General features: G+C 63.8%; 21 protein-coding genes. 12 read left to right on the top strand and 9 right to left on the bottom strand.

The features are described 5' to 3' along the window. The first annotated feature begins 49 nt into the window (after nucleotides 1-49). Nucleotides 50-1,759, top strand: a complete 1,710-nt coding sequence (locus RIN13_RS10625) for a CBM35 domain-containing protein (protein ID WP_309107302.1) — start codon at nucleotides 50-52, stop codon at nucleotides 1,757-1,759. 83 nt (nucleotides 1,760-1,842) lie between these two features. Here the strand turns inward: RIN13_RS10625 and RIN13_RS10620 are convergent, their stop codons facing one another. The 3 genes from RIN13_RS10620 to RIN13_RS10610 are packed head-to-tail and all read right to left on the bottom strand — an operon-like array spanning nucleotide 1,843 to nucleotide 3,465. Beyond that, on the bottom strand, nucleotides 1,843-2,373 hold the full coding sequence (locus tag RIN13_RS10620) for a ferritin (RefSeq protein WP_309107301.1): 531 nt from the start codon (nucleotides 2,371-2,373) through the stop codon (nucleotides 1,843-1,845). A 47-nt stretch (nucleotides 2,374-2,420) separates the two neighbouring features. Next, nucleotides 2,421-3,053 carry a HutD family protein gene (locus RIN13_RS10615; protein ID WP_309107300.1) on the bottom strand — a complete coding sequence of 211 codons (633 nt, stop codon included), beginning with the start codon at nucleotides 3,051-3,053 and terminating at the stop codon, nucleotides 2,421-2,423. A 58-nt stretch (nucleotides 3,054-3,111) separates the two neighbouring features. Next, on the bottom strand, nucleotides 3,112-3,465 hold the full coding sequence (locus RIN13_RS10610; RefSeq protein ID WP_309107299.1) for a hypothetical protein: 354 nt from the start codon (nucleotides 3,463-3,465) through the stop codon (nucleotides 3,112-3,114). Between the two features lie 115 nt (nucleotides 3,466-3,580). On the opposite strand from RIN13_RS10610, the gene RIN13_RS10605 reads away from it, so the two are divergent. Together RIN13_RS10605 and RIN13_RS10600 are read left to right on the top strand one after the other, a co-directional pair. Then, on the top strand, nucleotides 3,581-4,177 hold the full coding sequence (locus tag RIN13_RS10605; RefSeq protein ID WP_309107298.1) for a phosphoribosylanthranilate isomerase: 597 nt from the start codon (nucleotides 3,581-3,583) through the stop codon (nucleotides 4,175-4,177). A gap of 53 nt (nucleotides 4,178-4,230) precedes the next feature. Continuing rightward, a complete protein-coding gene (locus RIN13_RS10600) occupies nucleotides 4,231-5,268 on the top strand; it encodes an LLM class flavin-dependent oxidoreductase (protein ID WP_309107297.1) in 1,038 nt (345 codons plus the stop codon). A 62-nt stretch (nucleotides 5,269-5,330) separates the two neighbouring features. Here the strand turns inward: RIN13_RS10600 and RIN13_RS10595 are convergent, their stop codons facing one another. Continuing rightward, complete coding sequence (locus tag RIN13_RS10595; RefSeq protein ID WP_309107296.1) at nucleotides 5,331-6,758, bottom strand: PLP-dependent aminotransferase family protein; 1,428 nt, start codon at nucleotides 6,756-6,758, stop codon at nucleotides 5,331-5,333. Nucleotides 6,759-7,283: 525 nt separating this feature from the next. On the opposite strand from RIN13_RS10595, the gene RIN13_RS10590 reads away from it, so the two are divergent. The 3 genes from RIN13_RS10590 (at nucleotide 7,284) to RIN13_RS10580 (ending at nucleotide 9,292) form a co-directional block, all read left to right on the top strand. Then, on the top strand, nucleotides 7,284-7,832 hold the full coding sequence (locus RIN13_RS10590) for a YceI family protein (RefSeq protein WP_309107295.1): 549 nt from the start codon (nucleotides 7,284-7,286) through the stop codon (nucleotides 7,830-7,832). Then, nucleotides 7,829-8,230 carry a YccF domain-containing protein gene (locus RIN13_RS10585; RefSeq protein ID WP_309107294.1) on the top strand — a complete coding sequence of 134 codons (402 nt, stop codon included), beginning with the start codon at nucleotides 7,829-7,831 and terminating at the stop codon, nucleotides 8,228-8,230. The genes RIN13_RS10590 and RIN13_RS10585 overlap by 4 nt, the downstream gene beginning before the upstream one ends. 165 nt (nucleotides 8,231-8,395) lie before the next feature. Then, complete coding sequence (locus tag RIN13_RS10580) at nucleotides 8,396-9,292, top strand: dihydrodipicolinate synthase family protein (protein ID WP_309107293.1); 897 nt, start codon at nucleotides 8,396-8,398, stop codon at nucleotides 9,290-9,292. 155 nt (nucleotides 9,293-9,447) lie between these two features. On the opposite strand, the gene RIN13_RS10575 is transcribed toward RIN13_RS10580, so the two are convergent. After that, nucleotides 9,448-10,659 (bottom strand): ROK family transcriptional regulator, encoded by a 1,212-nt coding sequence (locus RIN13_RS10575; protein WP_309107292.1) that lies wholly within the window; start codon nucleotides 10,657-10,659, stop codon nucleotides 9,448-9,450. Between the two features lie 115 nt (nucleotides 10,660-10,774). Here RIN13_RS10575 and xylA point away from each other — a divergent pair, with 115 nt between their 5' ends. Both xylA and xylB read left to right on the top strand, forming a co-directional pair. Next, nucleotides 10,775-11,962, top strand: coding sequence for a xylose isomerase (gene xylA, locus RIN13_RS10570; RefSeq protein ID WP_309107291.1), 1,188 nt, complete (start codon nucleotides 10,775-10,777; stop codon nucleotides 11,960-11,962). 71 nt (nucleotides 11,963-12,033) lie between these two features. After that, the gene (gene xylB, locus RIN13_RS10565) at nucleotides 12,034-13,437 is read left to right on the top strand and encodes a xylulokinase (RefSeq protein WP_309107290.1); all 1,404 of its coding nucleotides are present in this window, start codon (nucleotides 12,034-12,036) and stop codon (nucleotides 13,435-13,437) included. Between the two features lie 68 nt (nucleotides 13,438-13,505). Here xylB and RIN13_RS10560 read toward each other — a convergent pair whose 3' ends face one another. Beyond that, entirely contained in the window at nucleotides 13,506-13,661 is a 156-nt protein-coding gene (locus RIN13_RS10560; RefSeq protein ID WP_309107289.1) for a hypothetical protein, read from the bottom strand. Continuing rightward, nucleotides 13,661-14,551, bottom strand: coding sequence for a DUF4031 domain-containing protein (locus tag RIN13_RS10555; RefSeq protein ID WP_309107288.1), 891 nt, complete (start codon nucleotides 14,549-14,551; stop codon nucleotides 13,661-13,663). The genes RIN13_RS10560 and RIN13_RS10555 overlap by 1 nt, the downstream gene beginning before the upstream one ends. 112 nt (nucleotides 14,552-14,663) lie before the next feature. Between RIN13_RS10555 and RIN13_RS10550 the strand changes: the two genes are divergently transcribed. The 4 genes from RIN13_RS10550 to RIN13_RS10535 are packed head-to-tail and all read left to right on the top strand — an operon-like array spanning nucleotide 14,664 to nucleotide 17,836. Next, nucleotides 14,664-15,074, top strand: coding sequence for a TOBE domain-containing protein (locus RIN13_RS10550; protein WP_309107287.1), 411 nt, complete (start codon nucleotides 14,664-14,666; stop codon nucleotides 15,072-15,074). Nucleotides 15,075-15,082: 8 nt separating this feature from the next. Next, nucleotides 15,083-15,904, top strand: coding sequence for a molybdate ABC transporter substrate-binding protein (gene modA / locus RIN13_RS10545; protein WP_309107286.1), 822 nt, complete (start codon nucleotides 15,083-15,085; stop codon nucleotides 15,902-15,904). 4 nt (nucleotides 15,905-15,908) lie between these two features. Further along, a complete protein-coding gene (locus RIN13_RS10540) occupies nucleotides 15,909-16,781 on the top strand; it encodes an ABC transporter permease (protein WP_309107285.1) in 873 nt (290 codons plus the stop codon). Continuing rightward, nucleotides 16,778-17,836: an ATP-binding cassette domain-containing protein gene (locus tag RIN13_RS10535; RefSeq protein WP_309107284.1), complete on the top strand. Its 1,059-nt coding sequence runs from the start codon at nucleotides 16,778-16,780 to the stop codon at nucleotides 17,834-17,836. The genes RIN13_RS10540 and RIN13_RS10535 overlap by 4 nt, the downstream gene beginning before the upstream one ends. Nucleotides 17,837-17,863: 27 nt before the next feature. Here RIN13_RS10535 and RIN13_RS10530 read toward each other — a convergent pair whose 3' ends face one another. Then, entirely contained in the window at nucleotides 17,864-18,349 is a 486-nt protein-coding gene (locus RIN13_RS10530) for a carboxymuconolactone decarboxylase family protein (RefSeq protein WP_309107283.1), read from the bottom strand. Nucleotides 18,350-18,444: 95 nt separating this feature from the next. Further along, the gene (locus tag RIN13_RS10525) at nucleotides 18,445-19,071 is read right to left on the bottom strand and encodes a PadR family transcriptional regulator (RefSeq protein WP_309107282.1); all 627 of its coding nucleotides are present in this window, start codon (nucleotides 19,069-19,071) and stop codon (nucleotides 18,445-18,447) included. Nucleotides 19,072-19,170 lie beyond the last annotated feature (99 nt).

Below are 19,170 nucleotides of genomic sequence, written 5' to 3'. Positions count from 1 at the left end.
GGCCGGGCACCTCCCGGCCGCCAATCTCACATACGCAATGGAGCAATACGTGAAGAAAAACCGCTTTGTCCTCGGGGCAGCCGCTATAGCTGTCCTTGTTTCATCCCTGGCCGTCCCTGCGCCGTCGGCCGAAGCCGCCGGCAATACCCTCGTGGTGGACGCAGCCTCGCCCATCCGCCCGGTTACCCGCGTGGGTGCCGGCGGCTTGTACGCCCTGGCAACCGCAACGGATCCGGCTCCTGGTCTCCTGACGCCGTTGCGTCTGAAGCAGCACACTCAGCCGGCTCCTGGAGTCCTGCAATTGGGCAACGGTGCCACCTCACCTACCGGGGACATCCTTAAGACCGCCCCGCAGTTCACGTCCGACGGCGCGCAGTCCTACGCGCGGATGCCTGACGTATACCCCGACTTCCCGTACCGCTGGGTCAGCTGGGCGGACTGGGAATCCAAGGTCAACACCATGGTCAAAGCAAGGATGGACGCCACGGGCACCACCAACATCAACGGCTGGGAGCTGTGGAACGAACCTGACTGGACCTGGGATACTACCAAGGCGGGTCCCTTCCTCGACGGCTGGACCCGCACGTTCCGCCAGGTCAAGCTCCAGGACACGGTGACGCCCATTGTCGGGCCAAGCTACAGCCGCTATGAGAGTCAGTGGCTGCGGGACTTTCTCACGCGGGCGAAGGCAGACAACACGCTGCCCGACGTCATCTCCTGGCACGAACTCGAAGACGGAACCTGGAATGCGGTGGATGAACACGTAGCCGATTACCGGGCGATTGAACGCTCTTTGGGTATTTCCCCACGTCCTATTTCCATCAATGAGTACGGTTCGCCCAACCAAGTGGATTCGCCCAGCGTGGCTGCTCACTACATTGCCCAGTTCGAACGCACCGGCATCAAAGACGCCGAGCGGGCCTACTGGTACGAGTCCGGGACTGTGGGCGGCCTGGTCTGGAACAACCGCCCCACCGGTTCCTACTGGCTCTACAAGTGGTACGGCGAAATGGCAGGCAACATGCTCGCCGTCACGCCTTCCGGTGATCTGGATGGCTTCGCGTCCTACGATTCCAGCCGCAAGATTGTTAACGTGGCCTTTGGCGGGACTTTTGGCGATAACGCAGTGCAAGTCAAGGGTCTCTCCGGATTCGGTACCTCGGCCAAGGTCACCCTGAATTACACTCCGCGCTCGGGTCGGCAGACCAACGTCGATGCACCCACCACGGTCTCCACCACAACAATTCCAATCACCAACGGCAGTATCACTGTTCCCGTGACTAACCAGGACTACCTGGGCGCGTACCAGATCGTGGTGACTCCTGCGGCCGGACCCACCACCAGCTACCAGCAGGTCTATGAGGCGGAGAATGCCACCGTAGTGAACGCCAGCATCCTCAGCGCGGCCTCCGCCTCGAACGGTTCCTACGTGGGCCGTATCGACGGTGCAGCAAACGCCCGGAACAGCAGCTTCGTGGACTTCGTGGTTGAAGTCCCCGCTGCGGGTACGTACTCCATGGCCATCCGCTACGCCAATGGCGGAACGGGAACTGCGACGCAGGGTCTGGCCGCCAACGGCAGCCCGTTCACGCAGGTGTCCTACCCGAGCACCGGCAGCTGGGGCAACTTCTCCCAGAGTGTCACGGCTCCGCTGAGTCTCAAAGCCGGATTCAACACTATCCGGCTCGCCAAGGGTGCCCCGAACTATGGGGGCGGCACCGGGTTTGCCGAGATTGATTCCATCACCCTCACCCGCTAGCCGGGCGAGTTGGGGCCCGGTTCTTTCCGTACGGAAGGGACCGGGCCCCTTGGTGCCCAGTGGGCCCGGATGCCCCGGCGGACCTAGAGCGAGCCGCCCGCCGCTTCCGGTGCCGAGGAGTCGTGCCCGCCGTCGCCGATGGTTTCCCGGGCGATGAAGTTTTCGATGTCGAAGAGGTTGTCCGCCCGCTGGGCAATGTTCAACAGCGTGGTCATGGACGCCACTTCCTCCACCTGCTCCTTGAGGAACCAGAGCATAAACTGCTCGCCGAGGGCGTCGTCCTCCGAGCGGGCAGCACGGAACATGTCTTCGATGTTCTTGGTGACTTCCTTCTCCTGCTTCAGCGCGAGCGCCAACGGCTCGGTCACGGAAGTGAAGTCATTGCGGACCGCGGGAATTCCGGGAATGCTCACGGGCAGGTCACGGTCCAGCATGTACTGCACCATCATCATGGCGTGATTCCGCTCCTCAACGGATTGCCGGTAGAAGTACTTGGCAAGCTGGGGCAGGTCCTGGTTGGCAAACCATGTGGCCACGGCAATGTATTGCTGGGAGGCCGAGAATTCGTTGCCCACTTGAGTGCTCAGCAGATCGTTAAAGGATGCTTTTCTCATGAACCGAGTCTAGGGTTTGTCCGGCGGAACTTGCCAGAGCGGGCTCTTCAGCCTGCGGATGGGGCCGGATCCACGCGGTCGATGGACACGACGGCCAGGAAACCCCGGCCGAGGATTTCCGGCGTTTCGGTATCAGAACCGACGACGGCGTCATAGCGGGCCAGTGGCTCCGCCCCGACGTCGGGACCTGTAGCGGAAGAACCTGTCTCCGATGAAGCTGTACCACCGGGACTCACGGTCGCCTGGCCCTGCAGCAGGACGCCGATTTGGCCATTGAAAACGGGGTGGGCGCGTTTCTTGGACAGCTCGATGATGGAGGTGTAGCCCTTGAACGATCCCTTGCGGGTAACCACGTTGAGGGCTTGGACGTTGCCGGTCGGGAGGGTAGCCGAAGAAGGGGCGTCGCCGGAAAACCGGAAAGGCCGGTGCTTCTCCAAGGGCTGCTCTGCACCGTCCACGTTGAGCAGCAGCAGCTCTCCGTCGATCACGGTCAGTACGCGGTCTGTGCCCACGAAGGCGGAGAATGGTCCCGCCTTGGAGATCTCGGCGATGCTCACCCGCCAGTCCCAGAAGTCATCCTGGGCAGACGCAGCCTGTGGGTGGCTGGCGAGTTCCCTGGTCACCCCGCCGCCGTTGCGCCATGGTTGGGGTTTCAGCTCGGAATAGCGGATGATCTCCATCCGCCCAGCCTAACGGGATAGGCGGGACGCAGGGTCACTCCCGGGTTGGCGCCCACCCTCAGTCGACGCTATCGAACCAGTGGACCACGCTGTTGCCGCCGTAGGCGCGGGCCAGGGTTTCCTGCAGCCCTTCTGCCTGCTGCGCGGCGAGGTCAAGCTCCGCCACGGAGGTCATGACCCCGAGGGCGCTTTCCTCGTGCCCTTCGGCGTAGTGGGCACCGGGAGAAGTGGAACGGTGCCATTCCGCGAGCTGCCGCAGGGTCTGCTCAATGGCCCGCTGCGTCTCAAGGAGCTCGCCCAGAACCACGTAACTGTCGGAGGGCCTGGTCAGGCTCCTTGTGGAGTGCGCAAGCTGGAAAGCTGCTTCCGCCATCCGCTGCGCAGATCGGCGCGGATCGTCTGTTTCGGTCACGGTGACTTCCTCTCCACAGGATGGGTGCCGCTTAGGGTTCATTGTGCACCATGGGCAACCCGCTGCCACCGATTGCTTGCTAACGTCAGATGAGCAAGAAGATTGAAGGAGCCTGATGTTCGTCAAAGTGTGTGGTCTCAGTACCCCGGAATCGGTCCAGGCGGCCGCCGATGCCGGTGCAGACGCCGTCGGCTTTGTCCTCACAGCCAGCCCTCGCGAAGTGACTCCCGCGCAGGCGCTGGACCTGCTGTCGCATGTTCCCGCCGGCGTACAGGCTGTGGGCGTCTTCAGGCATGAACCGGTAGACCAGGCGATCGGCCTGGCCCGGCAGGCAGGCCTGGAGTGGATCCAGCTTCACGGCGAGCGGACTGCGCTGGACGTCAAAACAGCGCACGACGCCGGAATGAAGGTTATCCGGGCCGTCACCATGAGTGCCGCTCCGGACGCCTTCACCAATCGGGGTGAGGAACTGCTGCTGATCGACGCAGCCGTACCAGGCTCGGGCGAGGCCTGGGACTACGCCTCGGTCCTGGCCAAGGGGCTCGGGGACCGGGTGTGGCTGCTCGCCGGCGGACTGGACCCGCTGAATGTGGCCAGTGCTGCGAAGGAAGCAGGGGCGCCGGGAGTGGACGTTTCCTCCGGCGTCGAAAGTTCCCGCGGTGTTAAGGACCTGGCTAAAGTCACGGCTTTTGTCAGGGCAGCAAAAGGCTAGACTGCGCCTCCGCTCGTGGGAATGAGACTGCCGCCCGCTTTGTTGCCGTTCCCATGAAGCGCATTGGATTTCTCTCCTTCGGCCACTGGGGCAATGTTGAGGGTTCCCGCACCCGGACCGCGCGCGATGCCCTGCTTCAGGGCATAGAACTTGCGGTGGCCGCGGAGGAACTGGGAGTGAACGGCGCCTTTTTCCGGGTCCACCACTTCGCCCGCCAGTTGGCTTCGCCGTTCCCGCTTCTTGCCGCCGTCGCTGCCCGGACCAGCCGGATCGAGATGGGCACGGCCGTTATCGACATGAGGTACGAAAACCCGCTGTACATGGCTGAGGAGGCAGCCGCTACTGACCTGATCAGCGAAGGACGCCTGCAGCTCGGCATCAGCCGTGGTTCACCCGAGCCCGCCCGGGACGGCGCGGCTGTTTTTGGCCACGTACCGGCTGAGGGCGAAAATCCCGCAGAGATGGCCCGCCGCCATGCAGCAGTCTTCCGGCATGCCGTCACCGGTGCCGGGGTTGCCGAAGCTGATCCGCGCTACGCCGGAGGGGCGACCGGCCTGTTGCCCGTCCAGCCGAATTCCCCGGGGCTCGGCGAACGGATCTGGTGGGGCGCGGGAACGAGGGCAACAGCGGTGTGGACTGCCGAGCAGGGAATGAACCTCATGAGTTCCACACTGCTCACTGAGGACACGGGTGTGCCGTTCGACGAACTCCAGGCCGAGCAAATCAGCATGTTCAGGAAGGCATGGGCGGATGCCGGGCACGGGCACGAGCCGAGGGTCTCTGTAAGCAGAAGCGTGCTGCCCTTGGTGGACGACGAGGACAGGCGATATTTCGGTCTCAGCGCCTTGCGTGAAACGCGCGACCAGGTGGGAATCATTGACGGGTTCATCGCCCGGTTCGGCAAGAGCTACGTCGGGGAACCTGATGTGCTCGCTGAGCAACTGGCGGCCGATTCCGCAGTCCAGGCCGCTGACACACTGCTGCTCACAGTCCCCAACCAGCTGGGGGTCGACTTCAACGCCAAGCTTCTGGGGAACATCGCAAGGCACATTGCCCCGGCCATCGGCTGGACACCCAACACGTCAGGTTAGGGGCTGCCGGCCCTAGCTGACTGCAGCCCGTCCGCTGGGTGCTGGCTGTCGCGCTTGCCCCGTCAGGGCGCGGAGTCGGACAGGCTTCTCACTGCTGACGCCAGGATCTGGATCGCTTCCTCGTATCTCTCAGGCTGCGGACCGGAGTAGTTAAGGCGGATGAACTGCCCGGAGGGTTCTTCCGGAAACCATTCCGGCCCCGGCGAGATCAACAGGCCGTCGGCCTCGCAGCGTTGGGCCAGCTGGAGAGTATCGATGGAGTCGGGAAGCTGGAGCCAAAGGTTCATCCCGCCTTTGGGTATGCGGGTGATCGTTTCCTTCCCAAGGTATTTGGCGACAAGGGCCGCGAGGTCGTCGCGGCGCTGACGCAACTCCCTGATCCGTTGCTTGTTGTGGGAGTGCCACCCAGGCTGGGTCACAACGTCAAGCGCTGCTGACTGAAGGAACCCGCTGACGTAGAGATGGTCAACCGTTCTGTCCGTTTGGATCCGCTGCATGGCTGGACCCTTTGCGATGATGGCTGCGACCCGGATCGAGGGCGACACACTCTTGCTCAGGGACCGCACATAAACCACATGGCCATCTGCGTCGTCGGCGGCGAGCGGTTTGGGGGTTGAATCGATGGCGAAGTCATGGGCCCAGTCGTCCTCGACGAGAAACGCGCCAGTGTCCCGCATGACTTCCATAACTGCCTCGGCCTCAGCGTCGGTCCACTGGTACCCGGTCGGGTTGTGGAAATGGGGCTGGGCATAAAAGACTCTTGCGCCGCTGGAGCTGAGGGCTGCCCTGAGGCTTTCGGGGTCGGGAGCCGCGGAACCGCTGGAAGCGATGGGAATGATACGCAGCCCGGCCTGCCGGGCAGCGGCAATTGCTCCCCAATAGGTAGGCGATTCCATGACAATCGCACCGCCACGGGCCGTAAGGGCGCGGAAGATGGACGAGAGTGCACTTTGCCCACCGGGGGTGATGACGACGTCGTTCTTGTCCGGCGCCGGGCCGCCCCTCCGGGAACCCGCGGCCAACTCGCTGGCGAACCATCTCCGCAGCTCCGGAAGACCTGCTGCCGGAGGCCGGACCTCGATGGCGTCCGAACGGCTTGACCTGCTGAGCGCCGCGCGAAGAAGGCGCAACGGCACAAGCTCCGAGGTCGGATACCCGGCGTGCAGGGCAATAGCGCCATCGGGGAGCGAGGACATGATGGAACCGAACTGAGAGGTCCTGTGGGCAGGTCCCAGGGCCGTGGTCTGCCAGCTGAAATCCGACTTCCCCTTTGGCCGCTGGACGGCCACGAAGTTGCCTGACCCCGGCCGGGTTTCGATCAAGCCCTCACTCACCAGGTTCTGAACGGCGCTTTGTACCGTTACCGGGCTCACGGAGAGCTCGGCAACGAGGCTCCTGGTCGATGGCAGTTTGGTTCCAGGCCGCAGGCCGCCTGACAGCTGCCGCAGATACTCTGTTGTCCGCCTGCTGCTACTGCTATCGTGGTTCATGAAAGACAACAATAGCGCTACTGCTCCAGTCAGGAAAGCGCTACTCTCCCGCCCGGCCTCTTCAGCGCCGATTCTCCGCGGATCCTCCCCGGCCGTAAATCACGGCATCGCCGCATATCAGTGTGCCCAAAAGGCGCCAGGACCATCAGTTGCGCCCGAAAACAGCCACCCCTTCCCACCCTCAAACGGAACCGGCACACCGATCCCGTACTCACCCACCAAGAAAGCGAGTTAGAAATGTTGCTGATAGTCGTCGTCGTCGTCCTGTTGGTTTTCGTTCCCGCAGCCGTTCTTGTTTCCCTTGTGCGGAGGGACGGACACGGCACGCTGCCTCCGGAGCCAGCCCACCGCCCGTGGACTGCGGGCGATCTCCCCAGCGAGCCCTACTCCTCAACACACCTCCGATGACGCCGGGGTAGCGGCTGGGATTGTGTCGCGATTAGCATGCAGTGGGAGCACCCCGTTGACGGAGCATCGTTGGTTGGGGCCGCCGCTCCCGGCCCACCCGGCACGAAGGAGACAGCAATGACACTTCCACAAGGACTGACTCCAGGCATCTGGACTCTGGATCCCTCCCACAGCGAGGTTGGCTTCACGGTCCGCCATGCAGGGATCAGCAAGGTACGCGGCCGCTTCACGGATGTCACAGCGGAAGCCCACGTGGGCGATTCCCTGGCCCACTCCAACCTGAATGCCACCGTCAAAACTGCCAGCTTCGATTCCGGCGATGCCAACCGTGATGCCCACGTGCGCGGTCCCGAGTTTTTCGACGTCGAGAAATATCCGGAGATGACTTTTCATGCCACAGGCATAGAGGGCGACGGCGAGGACTACACCCTCACGGGCGACCTCACCATCCGAGGGGTTACCAAGCCTGTAGAGCTGGAGGTGGAGTTCACGGGCATAGCTGTTGACCCGTTCGGCGCCACCCGCGCGGGTTTCAGTGCCGAGGCCGAAATCAGCCGCAAGGAATTCGGGCTGACCTGGAACGCGGTGCTTGAGACGGGTGGACTGCTGGTCAGCGACAAAGTCAGGATCACCGTGGACGCCGCAATGGTGAAGCAGGCCGCGTGAAGACACTCCTGAACATCATCTGGTTACTGTTTGGTGGCCTGTGGCTGGCTTTCGGCTATTTCCTCGCCGGCGTCATCTGTTGTGTGCTGATCATTACGATTCCCTGGGGCATCGCATCCTTCAGGATCGCCGCCTACACGCTCTGGCCTTTTGGGCGGATGGTGGTGGATAAGCCCGGTGGCAACGGTGTGTTTGCGCTGCTCGGCAATGTGATCTGGCTGGTGGTGGCAGGCATCTGGATCGCGATCGGCCACGTGGTGACGGCGGTGGCCATGGCCGTCACCATCATCGGCATACCGCTGGCCATCGCCAACCTTAAGCTCATTCCGGTCTCGCTCATGCCGCTGGGGAAGCAGATCGTGCCGACGGACCGGCCGTTCGTTCAAAGCTACCGGTAGCGGACTGGCTACCGGCGCCGAGGGGTGCAAAGGCCCCTTTTCGGGTACTGTCGGTGAGGACCACCGGACATGAAACCCACAGAGAACGAGTGACTGCACCGTGAGCACAAATAAAACGCCTCTCAATGCTGCCCGGGTTCTGGCTGAGTTTGAGGGGAGTCGGGCATGATTTACGGCGGCGTCCTCGCCTACGTTATAACGCCGACAGACGAGGATTCAGGACTCGATCTTGAATCCCTGATGCGGCAAGTGGCCGACCTTTCCACTCGCGGGGTCAGCGGCGTCACGGTGCTTGGCAGTTCGGGCAACTTCGCTTTCCTGAACCGCCGCGAACGCCTCCAGGTCGTCCAAGCGGCGGTCACGGCAGCTGAGGGACGGGTTCCTGTCATCGCCGGGATCAGCGCAGTAGGTACCCGGGAAATCCTTGAGCATGCCGAGGACGCTGAGTCGGCGGGTGCCAGCGGACTGCTGCTGTCCACCGTTTCCTATCTGCCGCTTTCCGATGCCGAGGTCCTGCAGCAGTCCCACACAGTCGCTGCTGCCACAAGTCTTCCCCTGTGCCTTTATCAGAACTCCCAAACCACGGGTTACGAATTCCCCCTTGCCGTCGTCGCGGAACTATCGCAGATGCCCAACGTCGTAGCTTTCAAAGACAACGCCGCAACAGCCTCCATCTTCTGTGAGCGGCAGGAGGCCCTGAAGGTTCTGGTATCCGCCCGCTTCTCGCATGGTCTCAGCGGTGACCTGATGATCGCTGCGGGAACTGAGGCAACGGCCTGGCACAGCGGGCCCGCAGCATTGATTCCGGAGCTTTACGTGAACCTGCGGGCCGCCGTTGTTGCCGGTGACACTCAACGCGCCGCATCCGCTTCCCACGTGCTCACGGAACTGATCAAAGCGATATCCGCGTTGCCTAAAGGCGGTGTGCTGCACAGCATGGCCAGATTGTGCGGAGTCCGTACCGGGCCGCCGCGCCTGCCACTGCTTCCGCTCTCATCCGGACAGGAGCGCCACTTAGCCAGGGCCCTGGAAACCGCAGGAGTCCTTCGGCCACATTCCTGAGCTACCGCTCGGCTGTTGCGCGTCCGCGAGACCTGCCGATTTTGAAGGTCCTGCTTCACACGATAAATCTGGCCCATAGGGGAGGCTCCGGATACTGGGCTGCCAAGGGTTTTCTGCCCAGGGTCCGCCCCGACTGACTCTTACGGGAGGCGTTCCTAAGGGACAAGCTCCTGAGGGTTTGCCAGAGCCCTGCGCAGGCTGCTCCCGGCTGCTCCCATCAGTGCGGCAGTCTGCCGCAGATCGGAAAACGCGACGGCGTCCGGCGCTACAACTCCCGGCGCAAACCCGTCCACACTCTGCTGCAGGGCGGGCCTGATCCATTCCTCGAGCAGGGAGAAATGGCCGCCCAGCACCACGGCGGCCACGTTCATGAGCCTGGCGGTGGTCGCCGTCGCCACGCCCAGATAATAGCCGGCCTCCTCGACCGCGGCCAAAGCGCGCGAGTCGCCTTCAGCCAGAGCTGCCAGCAACTGTGCCATCCGCTGCCCTGTGGGCCCATCGCCTATGTCCGAAGCCGAGAATATGGCTTCCTGGCCTGCGAATGTTTCCAGGCAGCCGTGGCCCCCACAGGTGCACTTTGGTCCTTTTGGCTGAACCACGGTGTGCCCGATTTCGCCTGCATGGCCGGCAGGTCCGGTGAAAAGCCGCGAATCGATGATGAGGCCACCACCGACGCCGACTTCACCGGAAATGTACAGATATGCTTGGAACGAGGCTCCCTGCCCGTACCAAAGCTCCGCCAGGGCTGCACTGTTGGCCTCGTTGGAAAGTGTGACCCCAAACGGGCTGTGGGGAAGCAAGGCTTCAAGCTCGCCGGAAAGTTCGACGCCGGTCCACCCCAGGTTCGGGGCGGTCGCCACGTAATTCCTGTCCGCATCAACAAGCCCCGGAACGGCAAGCCCTCCGCCAAGGAGGAGTATGCCTGCATCCGAGGCGGCATCAGCCGCGCGTCTGGTGAGCAGCCGCAGTGCCCGCAGGACGTCCTCAGGGCTGCTTCCGCTGTTGTGTCGCTCAACAGTTTCCTGAAAACGGAGGTTGCCGTTCAGGTCAACAACGCCCACTCCCAGGTAATCGACGTTCACCTCAGCCCCAAGGGCGCCCCGTAGAGGATTGAGTGCCAGCCCCACGCCGGGCCTTCCCCTCTCGCCGTCGCGGGTGATTCCCACCTCCGTCAGCAGCCCTGCACCCAGGAGGTCGGCCACGAGGCTGGAAACAGAAGCCTTGGTCAGACCAGTTTCGACCGCCAGCTGGGCCCTGGTTGTCTGGACGCCTGGTTGGACGTTCCGCAGCACCAGTGCAAGGTTCTGTTTACGCACGTCGCCGACGCGGCCGGGGGCGGGTCTGTCTTCCAAGCGTGCCGTGGACATTTCACTCCTTGTAATTCTCAGTAGGCCATTGACCTTAGTTGATCATGCCACTTATAGTTCAGAACGAAAACTAATTGTGGTTTTTTCTCCCTACAAGCCCAACGAGGTGCCTGAATTGTCAACACATCCCACACCTGAAGACCGCTTTACCTTCGGCCTTTGGACAGTCGGCTGGATCGGTGCAGACCCCTTCGGCCAGCCCACCCGTGCCGCCTTGGACCCTGTGGAGGCAGTCCACCGTCTCAGTGAGGCAGGCGCCTACGGCATCACATTCCATGACAATGACCTCATCCCGTTTGGTGCCAGCGCCTCAGAGCGCGAGCTGATCCTGAAGAACTTCCGGGCAGCCCTGGCCGAGACAGGCCTGAAGGTCCCCATGATGACCACCAACCTGTTCAGCCACCCCGTGTTCAAGGACGGCGGGTTCACTTCCAATGACCGCTCCGTGCGCAGGTTCGCGCTCAGCAAGGTGCTCGCGAACATCGACCTTGCTGCTGAAATGGGAGCCGAGACATTCGTGATGTGGGGCGGCCGTGAAGGCAGCGAGTACGACGGCTCGAAGGACCTCTCAGCAGCCCTTGACCGCATGAAGGAAGGCGTGGATACGGCCGCCGGCTATATCAAGGAGAAGGGCTACGGGCTGCGGATCGCCCTCGAACCCAAGCCCAACGAGCCCCGCGGCGACATCTTCCTCCCCACGGTCGGGCACGGGCTCGCTTTCATCGCGCAGCTTGAGCATGGCGACATTGTTGGGCTCAATCCGGAGACCGGGCACGAGCAGATGGCGGGCCTGAACTTCACCCACGGCATCGCTCAGGCACTGTGGGCCGGGAAGCTGTTCCACATCGACCTCAACGGCCAGCGTGGCATCAAGTACGACCAGGACCTCGTCTTCGGCCATGGCGACCTCACCAGCGCGTTCTTCACGGTGGACCTGCTGGAGAACGGCTTCCCCAACGGCGGGCCGAAGTACGACGGCCCCCGCCACTTCGACTACAAGCCTTCGCGCACCGACGGCTACGACGGCGTCTGGGAATCGGCCAAGGCAAACATGGCCATGTACCTCCTGCTCAAGGAACGGGCTCTCGCCTTCCGCGCCGACGCCGAGGTCCAGGAAGCCCTCAAGACCTCCGGCGTGTTTGAGCTCGGGGAGCCCACGTTGGCAGCGGGCGAGTCCGCAGCTGATCTGCTGGCTGATCCTTCAGCCTTCGCGGAGTTCGACGCAGACAAGGCCGCTGAGCGCTCCTTCGCCTTCGTCCGGCTCAACCAGCTGGCCATCGAGCACCTCCTCGGCGCCCGCTGACACAGCTGCGCGAAATAGCTGCGCCCGCTGAACCATCCGCCTCACTAGCCCTCCTCTGAAAGAGCCCAGCAATGCCCTTGGTAGCCGGAATTGATAGCTCCACCCAGTCCTGCAAGATCGTCATCCGCGATGCCGCAACCGGAGTTCTGGTGCGCCAAGGGCAGGCCCGGCATCCGGAAGGAACCGAAGTGGATCCGGAAGCCTGGTGGAGTGCGCTGCAGGAGGCGATCGAGGCAGTCGGCGGACTGGACGATGTTTCAGCTGTTTCGGTCGCAGGGCAGCAGCACGGAATGGTGTGCCTTGATGCCGACGGCAGCGTTGTCCGGCCCGCGCTGCTGTGGAACGACACACGCTCGGCAGCTGCCGCCGAGCTCCTGATCAGTGAGGCGCCTGGCGGCGCTGGATACTGGGCCGACGCCACCGGGACGGTCCCGGTGGCGTCGCTCACGGCCACGAAGCTCTTATGGCTCTCGCAAAATGAGCCGGAGAACGCCGCCCGCACTGCTGCCGTCTGCCTGCCCCACGACTGGCTGAGCTGGCGCCTGGCCGGGTTCGGACCGGGAAGCGGTACGGAGGGACTGGCTGCCCTGCGGACAGACCGGTCGGATGCGTCCGGCACCGGTTACTGGTCCCCGGCTACCGGGACGTACCTGCCCGAGGTTTTGGAACGGACTTTGGGGCACGTCCCGGTGCTTCCCGAAGTCCTCGGCCCGCTTGAAGCGGGGCTGAAAACGCCGTCGGGCATTCTGATTGGTGCGGGAGCCGGCGACAACGCAGGAGCGGCACTCGGAGTGAACGCCAAATTGGGCGATGTTGTGGTGTCCGTAGGCACATCGGGGACCGTTTTTGCCATCGCCGGCCAGCCCTCCGCTGACTCCACAGGGCTGGTTGCCGGCTTCGCCGACGCAACGGGCGCTTTCCTTCCCCTGGTCTGTACTCTCAACGCTTCGCGGGTTCTTGATGCAACGGCTGCCGTGCTGTCCGTGGACCTGGCGGAGCTCTCCCGGCTTGCCCTGACTGCCCCCGCCGGGGCCGGGGGTCTGACATTGGTTCCCTACTTCGAGGGGGAGCGGACGCCCAATCTGCCCGACGCCACCGGCTCCCTCCATGGCCTGACCCTCGCCAGCTTCACACCCGCAAATGTGGCCCGGGCGGCCATCGAGGGCGTTGCCTGCTCCTTGGCTGACGGACTGCAGGCTCTCACTGACCTCGGAATCGCGGGGGAGCGGGTCATCCTCGTCGGCGGCGGCGCACGGTCGCTCGCATTGCAGCAGATCCTGGCAGGAGTCTTCGGTCTGCCGGTAACAGTCCCCGAACCGGGGGAGTACGTGGCCGACGGCGCTGCCCGTCAGGCCGCGGGCATCCTGCTTGGAGCACTCCCTGTTTGGGAAGCCGAAGGGGCCATCACGGTCAATGCAGAGCCGACGCCGGAGGTCCTTGAACGTTACCGGGCCGCCGCCAAAGGGGCCCAGTAGGGCGGCCGGGACGATCGCAGCAGGACGCGGTTGCGTCGCGAAGACCACCGCATGGTCGCGGTTTCGTCCTACCGCTCCGCCCTGGTGTTATGCGGCGCCAGTGGGCATGGCGGTTGATGCTCAAGGCTGCCGCACAACTCCAGCGTGACAGCGGCGCCGGGGGCGGCGCCGTCGGAATCACCGCCCACCGCAAGAAGCGCTTCGTGAACAAACGGTGCCAACATCACTGCCCCGATCCTTTCGGGCCCGACAACTCTCCGGCAAGGTTCCGACGCGCTGCTTCCAGCCACAGATCCCGAGCCCGCCGTGTGTGGAAAAGCGGATCAAGCTCCAGCAGGTGACGCACGACGGCGGCTCTCCCAGCAGCGAAATCAGCGTCACCGATGTGCCCATATTCTTGCCGGACGGCGCTGACGTAGCGGGCATATTCCTCCGGCTCTCCGCCCAGAACGGAAAGATCCGCATCCGACAGGAGGGTGCCGTGGCGGTCTCCCTGCTCCGGGCGGTGGTCAGCGGTCATGCGCACCAGCCGCGCGACTTCCGCTGCCTCGGCGGCGGGAAGCCCGGCGTCGTGAAGGCGATCCTCTGCCAGGACGGCCGAATCCTCCTCGTCCTGGCCCGCTATCCCGTGGTAGACGGCGTCATGGAACCAGGCAGCCAGGACCACAGTCCGGGGTGGTTCCTCCGGTTCGGTGAGCACATCAAGGGCCTCGAGGGTCGACAGGAGATGGGTGCGTCCGTGGTACTTCCGGTGCTCTTCACCCCAGCGGTCCAGCAGGTCCAGGAACAGCGCATCATGGCCGGGAAGGACGGTGTTCCACCGGTTCAGGAGCGGGACTTTGAGGGACTTGTTCCGCAATCGTGCCGGGATGCGGAGGCCGCTCGCAATCAGCTTGCGGACAAGGATGCGGGCTTCCACCGGAATGGCGCCGGCTTCTATCAGGGCGTCGTACCGGGTCTCGGAAACGTCATAGTGGTCGCCGTCGAAGGCCCGCGGCGGAATGCCGGCCTTGGCGGTGAAGGCGTGGAGCTCCTCAAGGGAGGTGTCCGAGATGAGGTGCGAGAAAAGCGTTCCGTGGGCCGGCCACAGCGGCGGATCCAAGTAGATGGCCATGGGGGAAGTCTAGTGCCTGGAAGGAACGGACCCAGCTGGATCCGGTGGAAGGAAAGGACATTTGCGGAGGAAACGGCTCCCTGGCTCCGCATTTGAGGACTAGGCTGGAGCCATGCCTATGATCCGCATTGCTGAAGCTGCCAGATTCCTGGGCGTCAGCGACGATACCGTCCGGCGCTGGACCGAAAACGGAACGCTGACCCCGGTCAAGGACCAGTCCGGACGACTGGCCGTGGATGGCCTGGAGCTGGCCAAACTCGCCAAGGACCAGTCCCAGCTCCCCGATGACCCCACCAAAGTTGGCAGCTCCGCCCGGAACCGGTTTGTAGGGCTGGTCACCGGCATCACAATGGACAAGGTCATGGCCCAGGTGGAGCTTCAGTGCGGGCCCTTCCGTGTGGTCTCCCTGATGAGCAGCGAAGCCGTCCGCGACCTTGGGCTGGAACCCGGTTCGGTAGCCACGGCGGTGGTCAAAGCCACCACCGTCATTATCGAGACGCCCCAGGGCAAGTCCGTAGGATGAGCGGGCCCATGAGCGGGTGGACCAGGCCAGGCATGAGAGGCGGCAGAACACGGCGAGGACGGCTTGCCGCGCCCCTGGCAGCGGGTGGGTTGATACTGGCTCTCGGCACCGGGCTGTCCGGTTGCGGAAACACCAGCGCGTCCGGACCTGAGACGGTCACGGTCTTTGCCGCCGCGTCCCTGAAGGGGAGTTTCACCGAGCTGGCCCGCAGTTTCGAAAGCCAGCATCCCGGGGTCAAGGTGGTCCTCAGCTTCGCTGGCTCCTCTGACCTGGCAACGCAGATCATCCAGGGTGCACCGGCCGACGTCTTCGCCTCTGCTGACACCCGGAACATGGCCAAAGTAGCAGACGCAGGCCTGGTCAAACGCAGCGCCAAGGACTTCGCCAGCAACACCCTGGCCATTGCCGTCCCGCTTTCCGATCCGGCGTCGATCCGTTCCTTTACGGACCTCGACAGGCCGGGGGTGAAGGTGGTGGTTTGCGCCCCCCAGGTTCCCTGTGGGGCTGCAGCGTCAGCTGTTGCCCAGTCCGCCGGCGTGGAGCTGAAGCCTGTGAGCGAAGAATCGTCGGTCACGGATGTGCTCGGAAAAGTGGCCTCGGGGGAAGCCGACGCCGGCCTTGTCTACGTGACTGATGTCCGGTCTGCGGAGGGCAGAGTTCAAGGCATTCCGTTCCCTGAAGCATCAGCAGCCCCTAATACCTACCCGATCGCTGCCTTGAAGACGGCGGGAGAGACGGAATTGGCGGACGATTTCATTGCCATGGTCAACGGCAGCGAAGGCCAGCGGATATTGTCCGCCGCAGGCTTCGGTCCGGCCCAGGGGGACTAGCGCTATGCAGTCCAGAAACCGGGCCAGCCATTCCGTCGAATACAGCGGCATACCGTCGTGGATCTATGCAGTAGCCATAGCGGGGGCGCTGCTGGTGATACTGCCGCTCGTGGCGATGCTTGCGAGAGTCAACTGGCCTCAGTTCATCCCCCTGATCACCTCCGAATCCTCTCTCGCTGCGCTTGGCCTCAGCCTCCGGACTTCCGCGGCGAGCACAATGCTGTGTCTCTTCCTGGGCGTTCCGCTTGCCCTGGTTCTGGCGAGGGGACGCTTTCGGGGCCAGCAGATCCTGCGCGCGTTTGTCCTGTTGCCGCTGGTCCTTCCTCCGGTGGTTGGCGGCATCGCCCTGCTCTATACGTTCGGTCGGCAGGGCCTGCTCGGGGGAACGCTTGAGGTGCTGGGCCTCCAGATTGCCTTCTCGACGATGGCGGTGGTGCTCGCGCAGACCTTTGTGGCCTTGCCGTTCCTGGTGGTCAGCCTTGAGGGGGCCCTCCGTTCAGCCGGCGGCCGGTTCGAAGCGGTGGCCGCCACCCTCGGGGCCGGCCCCACCACGGTGCTTCGCCGCGTGACGCTACCCCTGGTCCTGCCGGGCCTGGTCTCGGGCGCGGTCCTTTCTTTCGCCCGCAGCCTCGGTGAGTTTGGCGCCACCCTGACCTTCGCCGGGAGCCTGGAGGGGGTGACCAGGACTTTGCCGCTTGAAATCTACCTGCAGCGGGAAGCGGATGCCGATTCCGCCGTCGCCCTTTCGCTGGTCCTTGTTGCGGTTGCCGTCACCGTAGTGGGAGTGTCGTACCGCCGTCATGGTTTCCTTGGCGGTACCGGCAACACGTCAAAGGAGACCCCGACTTCGGTTGTCAGCAGCGGGAGCCGCCGATGACGTTCACCTTCAGCGCCGCAGTCCGCGAGCGGAATTTCAATGTCTCCCTCACCGTGGGATCGGGGGAGACGGTAGCCGTCATGGGACCCAACGGAGCGGGCAAGTCCACGTTGTTGGATCTCATCGCGGGCTTGCTTCATCCCGATTCGGGAAAATCGGTGCTGGGTGGCAAGGTCCTTTTTGAGGCCCGCGACGGCGGCCGCACCTGGGTGGCGCCGCACCGCCGCGGGACCGTACTCCTGGCCCAGGACCCGCTGCTCTTCCCCCACCTGAACGCCCTGGACAATGTCGCTTTCGGCCCGCGCAGCAGCGGAGCCACCCGTGCGTCCGCCCGGAACAGGGCGCAGGAGTGGCTGGACGCCGTCGAAGCCGGAGGCCTGGCTCAGAGGCGGCCGGGTGAGCTGTCCGGCGGGCAGGCGCAACGTGTGGCTGTGGCGAGGGCTCTGGCGGCCAATCCGGAACTGCTGCTACTGGACGAGCCGCTGGCCGCACTGGACATTCACGCCGCTCCTTTGCTCCGACGCCTGCTCAAACACGTACTTGCGGGCCGGAGCGCCATCATCATCACTCACGATGTCCTCGACGCACTGATGCTGGCTGACCGCGTCATTGTCCTGGAGAACGGGAAGATCACCGAAGAAGGCCCCACGCGCCAGGTGCTCCAAAGGCCGCGGAGCAGGTTTGCGGCCGGGCTCGCCGGGCTGAACCTCCTGTCCGGAACCGTCACCGAGGACGGCATCACCACCGTGGACGGTCTGCACTTTTCGGGCCAGCACGACGACGGCCTGGAGCCCGGGCAGGACGGCGTGGCTGCCTTCCCGCCGTCGGCCGTTTCGGTTTTCCTTAGCGAAGCCCACGGCAGTCCGCGGAACTCCATGGCTGTGACCGTGACTGATCTTGAGCCCCATGGCGACCAGATCCGGGTGCGTGCCGGGGCCCGCGACGAGCTGGCCGCCGACATCACACCGGCAGCAGCCGCGGACCTCGGGCTGGCGCCGGGGATGACGGTGTACTTCGTGACCAAGGCGGCAGCCGTAGCGGTCTATCCAGCGTGAGGCCGTATCTATTGTTGAGCGCTGATGTCAGGCGTCGTCCTGGATCGGGTGATGGCTGATAATGGACACCCGGTTGAAGGCGTTCATGGTGATGGCCAGCCATGTCACGACCGCGAACTCTTCATCGCTCAGGTGTTGACGGGCGGACTCTTCCTCGCGCTCGCGGCTGACTGCATCAGGGAGTTCCGTGACTGATTCGGCCAGGGCGAGCGCAGCGCTTTCCTGTTCCGTGAAGAGGTCGGTGTCCCGCCAGGCCGAAAGCACCGCGAGTCGCTGCGTGGTCTCGCCTTGCTTCAACGCACTGCTCACATGCATGTCGAGGCAAAAGGCGCAGCCGTTCAGCTGGGAGATGCGGACGTACAGCAGTTCGACCAGCATGCGGCTGATCCCAGCCTCCTCAGCGGCCTCCCGTACCTTCAGGCCAAGTCCGTTCAGTGCCCGCCAGAGCAGGGGATGCTGCTTGTCGATGAAGACGTGCTTAGTGGGAGTATCGTCAGGCAGGCTGTGATTCATGCCTTCCACAATAGGTCAGGAGGGACTTCCTGAAGCCTGGGCAGTTCGTCCGGTTGTGGCGCCCTGATCATATGGCTGCCCTGATCTTTGCCGCCTCAGTCCGCAAGGATGTGATAGAGCGCCCGGCGGGTTTCGTCGATTTTCTCGATGGCCGCATTGCGCTGTTCCTCGGTGGCCGAGAAGCGGAACTGGTGGATAACCCCCATCAGCTTTCCCACGCTTTGGTGGAACGCAGGGCCGGTTCCCTTGGGGTCGGAGTTCCAGGCGTTTTCGAGTTCCTCGGCGTTCTCTTCCACATACGCCCGGCCCTCGTCAGTGAGCGTGAACTCCGTGCGCTTGCCCTCACCAACAGGCGTGATGAGTTCCTCATCAACGAGTTGCTGCAGTGTGGGATACACCGAACCGGGGCTGGGGCGCCAGGTTCCCGAGGTCTTCTCAGCGATCGTCTTAATCAGCCCGTAGCCGTTGGATGGTGCTTCGGCGAGGAGTGAGAGAATCGCCGAACGAACGTCCCCCCTGTTGGCCCGCCGTGATCCGCCCGGGCCAAAACCGGGGCCGAAGCCAGGCCCAAAGCCCGGGCCGAAACCACGGCCGCCCGGACCGAAACCACCATGTCCATGGGGTCCGCGTCGGCTCCTGCCCCGTCCGAAGCGTCCTGGTACTTGGCCTACTGGTCCGCCCTGTTCAGGGGTTGCAAATTTGTTGTCGTGAATGCCTTTCATGACGGCATGGTCCTTCCATCTGGTCTTCTCTTGTCAGAGTATCGCCGATGCTTTGGCGATACTTAACGATATATCGGTAACTATCGCCGGTCAAGAAAA

It is taken from the genome of Arthrobacter sp., assembly GCF_031179985.1.
Taxonomy (GTDB): Bacteria; Actinomycetota; Actinomycetes; order Actinomycetales; family Micrococcaceae; genus Arthrobacter.
This window is presented reverse-complemented; position numbering and strand designations above follow the sequence as displayed.

Bases quoted from the DNA above. Each gene is read 5' to 3' on its own strand.
- RIN13_RS10525 (WP_309107282.1), bottom strand. From the start codon at position 19,071: ATGAAAGGCATTCACGACAACAAATTTGCAACCCCTGAACAGGGCGGA.
- RIN13_RS10600 (WP_309107297.1), top strand. From the start codon at position 4,231: ATGAAGCGCATTGGATTTCTCTCCTTCGGCCACTGGGGCAATGTTGAG.
- xylB (WP_309107290.1), top strand. From the start codon at position 12,034: ATGCCCTTGGTAGCCGGAATTGATAGCTCCACCCAGTCCTGCAAGATC.
- RIN13_RS10620 (WP_309107301.1), bottom strand. From the start codon at position 2,373: ATGAGAAAAGCATCCTTTAACGATCTGCTGAGCACTCAAGTGGGCAAC.
- modA (WP_309107286.1), top strand. From the start codon at position 15,083: ATGAGCGGGTGGACCAGGCCAGGCATGAGAGGCGGCAGAACACGGCGA.
- RIN13_RS10555 (WP_309107288.1), bottom strand. From the start codon at position 14,551: ATGGCCATCTACTTGGATCCGCCGCTGTGGCCGGCCCACGGAACGCTT.
- RIN13_RS10530 (WP_309107283.1), bottom strand. From the start codon at position 18,349: ATGAATCACAGCCTGCCTGACGATACTCCCACTAAGCACGTCTTCATC.
- RIN13_RS10560 (WP_309107289.1), bottom strand. From the start codon at position 13,661: ATGTTGGCACCGTTTGTTCACGAAGCGCTTCTTGCGGTGGGCGGTGAT.
- RIN13_RS10535 (WP_309107284.1), top strand. From the start codon at position 16,778: ATGACGTTCACCTTCAGCGCCGCAGTCCGCGAGCGGAATTTCAATGTC.
- RIN13_RS10615 (WP_309107300.1), bottom strand. From the start codon at position 3,053: ATGGAGATCATCCGCTATTCCGAGCTGAAACCCCAACCATGGCGCAAC.
- RIN13_RS10595 (WP_309107296.1), bottom strand. From the start codon at position 6,758: ATGAACCACGATAGCAGTAGCAGCAGGCGGACAACAGAGTATCTGCGG.
- RIN13_RS10605 (WP_309107298.1), top strand. From the start codon at position 3,581: ATGTTCGTCAAAGTGTGTGGTCTCAGTACCCCGGAATCGGTCCAGGCG.
- RIN13_RS10580 (WP_309107293.1), top strand. From the start codon at position 8,396: ATGATTTACGGCGGCGTCCTCGCCTACGTTATAACGCCGACAGACGAG.
- RIN13_RS10575 (WP_309107292.1), bottom strand. From the start codon at position 10,659: ATGTCCACGGCACGCTTGGAAGACAGACCCGCCCCCGGCCGCGTCGGC.
- RIN13_RS10590 (WP_309107295.1), top strand. From the start codon at position 7,284: ATGACACTTCCACAAGGACTGACTCCAGGCATCTGGACTCTGGATCCC.
- RIN13_RS10550 (WP_309107287.1), top strand. From the start codon at position 14,664: ATGCCTATGATCCGCATTGCTGAAGCTGCCAGATTCCTGGGCGTCAGC.
- RIN13_RS10540 (WP_309107285.1), top strand. From the start codon at position 15,909: ATGCAGTCCAGAAACCGGGCCAGCCATTCCGTCGAATACAGCGGCATA.